The 7,950-nt window shown below is 53.0% G+C and carries 8 protein-coding genes; 4 read left to right on the top strand and 4 right to left on the bottom strand.

Translation table 11 applies throughout. The features are described from left to right. Positions 1-329: transposase (locus G463_RS21050; protein ID WP_026976021.1), on the top strand; the 329-nt coding region annotated here is incomplete at its 5' end. 121 nt (positions 330-450) lie between these two features. Further along, positions 451-1,329 (top strand): dipicolinate synthase subunit DpsA, encoded by an 879-nt coding sequence (gene dpsA, locus G463_RS0116430; RefSeq protein ID WP_026976022.1) that lies wholly within the window; start codon positions 451-453, stop codon positions 1,327-1,329. Positions 1,330-1,438: 109 nt separating this feature from the next. Here the strand turns inward: dpsA and G463_RS0116440 are convergent, their stop codons facing one another. The 3 genes from G463_RS0116440 to G463_RS0116450 form a co-directional block, all read right to left on the bottom strand. Beyond that, positions 1,439-2,845 (bottom strand): recombinase family protein, encoded by a 1,407-nt coding sequence (locus G463_RS0116440; RefSeq protein ID WP_026976023.1) that lies wholly within the window; start codon positions 2,843-2,845, stop codon positions 1,439-1,441. A 213-nt stretch (positions 2,846-3,058) separates the two neighbouring features. Further along, entirely contained in the window at positions 3,059-3,502 is a 444-nt protein-coding gene (locus G463_RS22565; RefSeq protein WP_169725494.1) for an ImmA/IrrE family metallo-endopeptidase, read from the bottom strand. Between the two features lie 173 nt (positions 3,503-3,675). Beyond that, positions 3,676-4,452 carry a thermonuclease family protein gene (locus G463_RS0116450; protein WP_169725495.1) on the bottom strand — a complete coding sequence of 259 codons (777 nt, stop codon included), beginning with the start codon at positions 4,450-4,452 and terminating at the stop codon, positions 3,676-3,678. A 40-nt stretch (positions 4,453-4,492) separates the two neighbouring features. Here G463_RS0116450 and G463_RS23255 point away from each other — a divergent pair, with 40 nt between their 5' ends. Together G463_RS23255 and G463_RS23020 are read left to right on the top strand one after the other, a co-directional pair. Continuing rightward, the gene (locus tag G463_RS23255; RefSeq protein ID WP_169725496.1) at positions 4,493-4,744 is read left to right on the top strand and encodes a hypothetical protein; all 252 of its coding nucleotides are present in this window, start codon (positions 4,493-4,495) and stop codon (positions 4,742-4,744) included. Positions 4,745-5,743: 999 nt separating this feature from the next. After that, positions 5,744-5,881 carry a hypothetical protein gene (locus G463_RS23020; protein ID WP_156900273.1) on the top strand — a complete coding sequence of 46 codons (138 nt, stop codon included), beginning with the start codon at positions 5,744-5,746 and terminating at the stop codon, positions 5,879-5,881. A 995-nt stretch (positions 5,882-6,876) separates the two neighbouring features. Here the strand turns inward: G463_RS23020 and G463_RS0116465 are convergent. After that, a complete protein-coding gene (locus G463_RS0116465) occupies positions 6,877-7,749 on the bottom strand; it encodes an SAM-dependent methyltransferase (RefSeq protein ID WP_026976025.1) in 873 nt (290 codons plus the stop codon). Positions 7,750-7,950: the final 201 nt, after the last annotated feature.

Here is a 7,950-nt window from a genome sequence, read left to right on the forward strand (position 1 = left end):
TGCGTTTTCTCAAGGTGCTACGCCGTCGTTATCACCGTTCCGAGCGGCTGTACATCATCCTGGACAACTTTTCGCCGCACAAGCATGAGCGTGTCCGAAACTGGGCGGTCGAGAACAATGTGGAATTGGTCTACACTCCGACACACGCATCGTGGCTCAATCGGATTGAGTGTCATTTCGGGCCGTTGCGCAAGTTTGTGCTGAGTGGCAGCAACCATGAGGACCACAAGGCACTTGCTGACGCAATTCGGGCATATATTCGCTGGCGCAATAAGCACAGGCGAAACGCTAGCCTTCTACGGGAACAAAAGAAGATCAAGGTTGCCTGAAGGGGCACTAGTTTCACCCAATCGCGTCCGCGTCATGCTCCGCTGTCGCGGAACGGCACCTCACATTCGCCCGGCACATAGATTACAGCGAACCCCATCCGGCGTCGGGAGGTATGACGGGATGTTGACAGGCCGTAGACTCGTGTTCATCGGCGGCGATGCACGACAGTTGGAGGTCATTGCGCAAACCACCGAGCTGGACGCCAGCGCCATGCTCATTGGGTTTGAAGAATTGAATCGCCGGTTTACGGACACCGCGTTGGTGCCGCTGTCGCCGGAGGTGTTCGCGGAGGCGGACGCCCTGGTTCTGCCGGTGGCTGGAATGGACGATGACGGCCGGGTGGATACCCAATTCAGTAGTGACGGCCACGTGTTTCTTGCGGAGGAACACTTTGCCGCCATGCGTGAGGGGGCGTTTGTGTTCACCGGCATCGCGCGGTCGCGCTTGGAGACGTTCACGGAAAAATACAAGCTCAACTTGGTGAAGTTGATGGAATTGGATGAGGTGGCCATTCTCAACTCCATCCCTACTGCCGAAGGCGCCATTGCACTCGCCATGGAGCATACGGACATCACCATTCACGGTGCGCGCACGCTCGTTCTCGGTTTTGGGCGCTGCGGCATTACCTTGGCGCGCACTCTTGGCGCTCTTGGGGCACAGGTGAGGGTGGCCGCCAGGCAACCCGCGGATCTGGCCCGCATTCGAGAAATGGGGATGACACCGGTGCCACTGCAGCGGTTGGCGTCAGAAGTTGGCGACGTGGACATGGTGTTCAACACCGTGCCGGCGCTCATCCTGACCGCGTCTGTTCTGTCGCGCATGTCCAAGGACTGCGTCATCATCGACATCGCCTCGAAGCCAGGCGGGACGGATTTTCGTTACGCCGAGCGTCGGGGCATGACCGCGCTGCTCGCGCCCAGTCTACCGGGACTGGTGGCGCCGAAGACGGCGGGCCGAATTATCGCCGACAGTATCACGCGCATTCTGGCTCAAACCTGAGACACGACGGAGGAGGAACCCAAATGGAACTGAAAGGAAAGACGATTGGATTTGCCGTGACCGGTTCCCATTGCACGTATGAAGAAGCGTTGACCGTCAAAGGTTAAACTTAAGTCTCCCAGTCAAAAACCGGCTGTCCATCCGGGTAAACGGTGATGTTTTTGACCGCAGCGCGCAGCACCTGAAATCGTTCTTCGTCCGTCATGTCATCCCACGAGGTCCCAATGAGCTTGAGCGACTCCATGACATACTCTTGCCGTTCGGCTTGAGCAGGGATATCCATCTCATCCAAGCGCAAGAGAATGGCCCGACGCTCATCTTCGAGCGCATTGATTTTTTGCTGCACCCGGTTGATGTCCAGCTTGCCACTGCCATATGCGTCGTACCATCTGTTCAGTTCATCTTCGATGGCATTCAGTTGACGTTGAAGGCGGTCAACGTCGTGCTGTTTTTCAGACTCGGACGTAACGTGTGAAGCCAGTTCTTCCTGGATGATCTGCGGGTCAAGGGATATCTCCTGGAGCCGCTCGACGACCTCCTTATTCAGCGCGTCATCAGGATAAAATCGGCTGTCACACAGCTTTGCCGCCCTGTGCTTCGCCGAACACAGATAGTAACCACGAATTTTCGTCGATTTGTAGCGCTTATCCTGGTATGTGATGTGCTTCATGCTGCTGCCGCACACGCCGCAAGTCAACAGATTGCTTAACAGGTACCGACCATACGGACGACGGCCGGAATGACGCTTTGCAACTTCGCTCTGTACGGCTTTCCACGTCTCGAAGTCGATAATGGGATCGTGTAAACCATCCACCAGCACGCCGTTTTGATTCAACTTGCCGGCGTAAATCGGATTGGTGAGTATGTAAATCAGCGTTTTGTGCGCATAAAAGGCCCGCTCTTTGGTGCGCTTTTCTGCCCACTTGCCAATCGACAAGTACGACTGCCCTTTGAGGACACGACGGTAAATTTCTTTGACCAAGGAAGCTTGTTCCGGGACGATTTTCAATCGTTGATCTGCGGTGGACCAATGGTATCCGTATGGGACCGGCCCCCCATACCATAGTCCCTGACGTACGCGCTGTCGCTTTCCGGATCGAGTTCGTTCAATGATTGTATCCCGTTCCAGCTGCGCAAAGACGGCCAAAATACCGAGCATAGCCTTGCCCAAAGGGGTAGATGTATCAAACGGTTCTGTGGCCGATTTAAAGGCCACTCCGTGCGCATCAAAGACGTCCTCGAGGAGATACAACGCATCCTTCTGTCGACGGCTGAGTCGGTCGAGCTTATACACTACGACCATGTTGATGAGTCCTGCCCGTACGTGACGAATGAGTCGGTTCAACTGGGGGCGGTCTATGGTGGTTCCGGAGTACCCATCGTCGACATAAAACTCATACTCGGTCCAGCCTTGTGATACGCAGTAAGCTGCCAAGCGCTCCTTTTGGTGTTCGATGGAGAACCCGTGTTGCGCCTGTTCATCAGTGGAAACGCGGCAGTAGAGGGCGATGGTCACAGGCAGTCACCTCTCACCGTCAGGTTAGCATCCCCAATCAAACTCGTCGACGGAGGGTTGTTCAATCTGTTCGAGCCTTTTTTCACAATGCCGTCCAGGATACCAAGGACGATGAAGTCGTTCCGGTGGCGGCGCTCGGCAGGTATACGATCACCGCGAAGACGATGGGGCGGCTCCGTGTTCCAAGTATCCTCGATGATACGGAGAGTAACGTCATCGTCGAACGCGATAACGCACACTTGACACTCGTCGTTCGGCACGCTGCCGGCTGTTTGTCGGTTTGATGCAGTCTGCAATCATGAAAGTAGGTGCGAGAGCATACGTGGCGAACCGGTCGGCCTGCCACTTCTGTCGATCGCCCTCGTCATCAGGCATGAACGTCTGATGGCCGACATGGAGTAGTATGTGCCCTAATTCATGGGTCAGTTCGATACCCTGTTGCCGACGTGGAAGTCGATTGTCGACGATGATGGAGTACATTTCGTCTCGGAACTGGTAGTTTGTACTGGGTTCGGGCAAATAGTGCACCCAGATGCCGGCGTCGTATATGAACAGATCGAGGTCGATATCTTGTGGAGAATAGGGACGGTGCTTGCGATAGACGTTGACGACACGCTCTTCGAGGCGTGTGGGTCTATCATGTTCGAAGTCCAACACGATAAATCCCCCTTATTCCCTGATGTTAGGATTTACAATCGAGCGTTTGTTCGTGCTCCAGGTCGCATACTACAAAGATGGAAGATGTTTTGGTGTTCGGAACAATGTGGTTGCGATGGGGAGTGGAGGGCGGCGGAATCATAATGTCGCCCTCGTGTAGATTGGGGTGACTCTCAGTGGACATGCAGTGTCAGTTTGATTGTTTGACCTCCGATGGTGATGATAATCGGCCAATCCCCAGCGTGGGTTCGGGTTCCGACTTTCCATGTCCAGGTGATCTCGCCGCTTGCGTCGGCGTACATAGGAACGAGCCCCTGTGCATGGCTCGGGCCCGACTCATAGTCGACCTCGATAGTACCGTACGCCCCAGGTGCAGCTTTCACCGTGACCGAAGCGTAATCACCAGGGTAGACGTCGAGGTTCGACGATACGATGGACGGAAGGCTCGAAGTGGTCTTCGTGCTGCTATGAGTCGTCGACGACGATGAGCCCGACGAATGGTTGGTTGATTCGGACGAAAGACTCGGGGCCTGACCGGTGCATTCACTGGTTGAGTATCCGTGATCTGCGTCCCAGGTGCAGGCTACGGATAGGTTATATCCGTCAGATGTGACATACCCAGAGAGGCTCCAGATTCCGAGATGATGCGACTTCGCGTAGCTCTGCGCCGCTTCCAGTTGCGATAGGTAGTCCGTGTTCGGGGGATAGATATACGCGACGCGAGCATAGCCTTTCTTCACCACATCCATGTTGTACATATCATGTGGCGTGATATAGACGTAGGCCAGCAGACGACCGTATTTATCGCGTGTATACCCGGGGTGGCCCTCCTGTATGTAGATGTGCTTACCGACCGGCAGGACACTTCGGGCATACGCGGCAGCCGTTGGTCCGTATGGTTCCACGGGTTTGACCGGGTCCACGTCTTCCGGTGTGTCAATAAGTAGCATGCGGATCGTTTCGTCTTTGCCGTGGAGGCTGACGTGAATTGTGTCACCATCGACGTCGCGGGTCACGACGACAGGTATCAGGCCTTTCGGGACCGATGACGCTGATGTCTTACTCGACGACGTGTCGATTGAGTTGTTCCTAGGTGCGGATGTCGATACGGAGTTGGTGGTATCCGCCGTATGGTTCATCGTCGTGGATCTCTCGGATGCAGATGGCGGTGGCATCGTTGACTCGTTTTTTGGGACTGTGGCACCGAACAGAATGAAGGATACGAGTGCCGCACCCGCGTAGGTCAGCACAGCACGAGAGCGAGTGCGTTTCTGACCCCAGCGGACAACGGCCCGTGGCCTAAACAAGCCGACGATGAGGCCTACAATAGAGGCTATGAAGATTAGAAAGAAAACGACAGACAAAAAGAAATCCTCCTCTACTGATGTTGTGTATCACTACGTATACCGTCTGAAGCCGGAGGGTTCACCGGCTTGTCCCGTGATATATACTGTTCACGGAGCAAGACGATAGCTGCGAGGTGAACGCTTTGGAGAGAGGAATGACGATATAGAGCCAGTGATAGATGGTAAACTCATAGAGTGCGTGGACAATTGCGTAGATGACGCTGATGATAAATTTGGGAGAGCAAGCAAAGTTGCGCCGCAGCCAGATGGCTGTTGCGCTTGTTGTAGTGGACGACGCATGAGGATCACCTTACCACATGTCAGTTGTTTTTATCTATGCACTGTTTGGCTTCTTGACGGTGCGTTCCTTCACTCTCCCTGCTTTTGTCCTTGCCCCCGATTTGTCTCTCGCTCCCACGCAAGCCGCAGCGTCTCCATCATGTACCGTTTCATCACCGCCAGAGAAATAACTTCGTTATGAAACGTGCAACGTTAACTTGATAGTCTTACGGTTCACGGTGACGTACACGGGCCAGTTACCCGGTGTGGTGCGCGTGCCCACCTTCCAAGTCCATGTGACAATTCCGGATGATGGGGCCTTCTTTGGCACTAGTCCAGCTGATGTATCATCACAGGAATAAGCTAACTCAATTGTAATCGTGTACGTTCCGAAAAGAAACATTGCGTATTGAAAAAATTGTGGCAGGGAAATCCCGAAAAGGACCGGTCTCGCATGAAACGCTCTCCACCTGAAACGGCACAAGCCGCTTCGTTCACGAGGGCCCAACGCGTAGCAAATATGACGGACTGGCCATTGAATCCCTGAGAGGAGACTCGGCGCACGTCGCAAGTGACCAAGCAGATGACACATACGGTCATATGAGGGGGTGGTGATGTGGATCCCGTCGTTCTGAAGCCTGAAGCGCAACGAATTATCGCCCGTATCATCGCACAGGTGCAGCTTCGCAAAGCCCGACAGAAGGCGCGAGACTCGGACGAGGGGCAGACTACCGGGCCGAAATCGACTGCTTGACGGAGATATACCGAAAGCATCGTGAACCAAATCCGCGTGTATCTCCTGCAGGTGCTCGAGGATGGGGTTAACTCTGTGGTACGGCCGGTATTCGACGGAGTGCGGACAACACGAGTGATTTCCCCATGACAATCACTCCTCCTTCGAGGGTGGTTGGGGGCTAAGGCCCCGGCAAGAAGTGGGACAAGCGAAGAGACGGTAACAAGGATGTTCGCACTGATTGTGGAGGCTAACGAGGTTTCTCGCCACTGCAATCCGCCCGCAGCAAAAGAGAAGATGCGGCTGTTCACGGGCTGCAACATGACATCACAGCGCGATGGATTGGCGATAGTGTCAGGTGGCGTAACATTCCGTCACAAAATAGGGATTCACATCACTGCTGTCGCTAGTGGCGATTTGTGATTTCCTCTCACGCTGCACTCAACATCCTGATCACTGGCATCGTAACGCCTCAAACGAGGGGCGTTAAGACTCTGTGGATTTCTTCTCCAAGGGGTTGAAATAGATGGATGCTGACGTAATGGCGGATGAACAGATGGCGGGGGAGAGCGAAGGGAACGAGCGTGTGTATCGTGATTGGCTCCAACTCTTCGAGGACTGGCTTCGGGGGTAGGATCTGATCGTTCATCCGAATTTTTTCGACCTCTCCTCAATCCAATCGAAATTGTCCGGTTATAATGTCTGCTATCTCTGTCTCGGCGTTCCGGTTGCACGTCATCTTTTCACGTCGTTTGTCATTTCCCTAAGGGAACTGGGGATCGCGATGATTCATATCGTCAATCAAGGTTATCCAGTATCAATTCTGGAAAGCAAGGATATTAAAAAGATTGCTGACGCGTGAATAAACTGTGAATATGTCACCCTTCAATGGAAGTGTTCCTCCACTAAAGGGTGATTCATATTGCTCAATAGCAAACTGCTGAATGCCGTCCCTCCCGCGACATGCTTCTAGGTTGTGTGGAGGCTTACTGTACAACGTTCGGTGACTATGTCATTTACAATTTTTCCGCGTAGATCATTCTCTCAATCGGTGTTGAGGCAAGCCTCCGACCGGTCGGTTTAACATATTTCTCGGCCATTTCATCGTAACCCACGTCCTCGATAACCTGCCAACCATACTCCTTGAGAAAGTTCGTCCACCTTTCTGGCTCCATTCCAAAAATCCAATTCTTATTTGTCACGTATCTTTTGTAGAGCTTCTCCGAATTGTACATCGCTCTGCCCTCAAGAAAGTCCTTGCGTACATATGTGAAAGCAAGACGGCTACCACGCGCGACTTTAGACAGAAAATCAAAGGTAGTTCGAACCCCTTTTTCTGTAAGATACTGAGTAACACCTTCCCAGATGAAAAATGTTCGTTTGTCCATAGTGTAACTATGCGATTCCAGTACTGCCCTTAGATCTTCGTGATCAAAGTCGATTCCAACAAGTTGAATATGTGAAGGAATTGTTCCGAACACCTTACGAAGTCGAATCTGCTTGGATTTGATGTTTCCAAGTTGATCGAGTTCCCACACAGGTATGTCAGAAAGAGCAGGCAACCGATATGCCCGAGTATCGAACCCTGCGCCTAGATTCACGACCGCAGCAATCTGATGTTGATTGATAGCATCGGTTAGTTTCTCATCTATGTACCGCTTCCTGCACATCATGCCGCTCCAGATGCCGGGAGCGTCGTTCTCGGTTGCTCGGACCATCCAATCTCTTACCGAATGAGGTCGTACCAGCCATAAAAACACTCTCGCGCCGAACGACAGCATGCGATAGGCCAGGTCATCCTCAATGATGCGTTCTTTCTCAGGAAAGAATTGCTCGATAGCAACGAGAGCTGTTGGACCGGCTCCGGTTTTGGCTGCTTCTTGTGCCATATTGTACTCCTCCTTGAGTCTCCAACAGGTGCATACCTGTAGCAATATGTACAGGATTGGTTACGCCAATTCCATACTTCTTGACTATCTTACCCATGACTGAAACATATACTGGCCCCAGAGTCAACCCAGACAGAAGGGATGGGTTAAGATGAAGTAGAGGTGTTTATGATGCCGGGACGTAAGTGGACAGTGGACGAG

Origin of the sequence: Alicyclobacillus contaminans DSM 17975 (assembly GCF_000429525.1) — a bacterium.
Lineage (GTDB): Bacteria > Bacillota > Bacilli > Alicyclobacillales > Alicyclobacillaceae > Alicyclobacillus_A > Alicyclobacillus_A contaminans.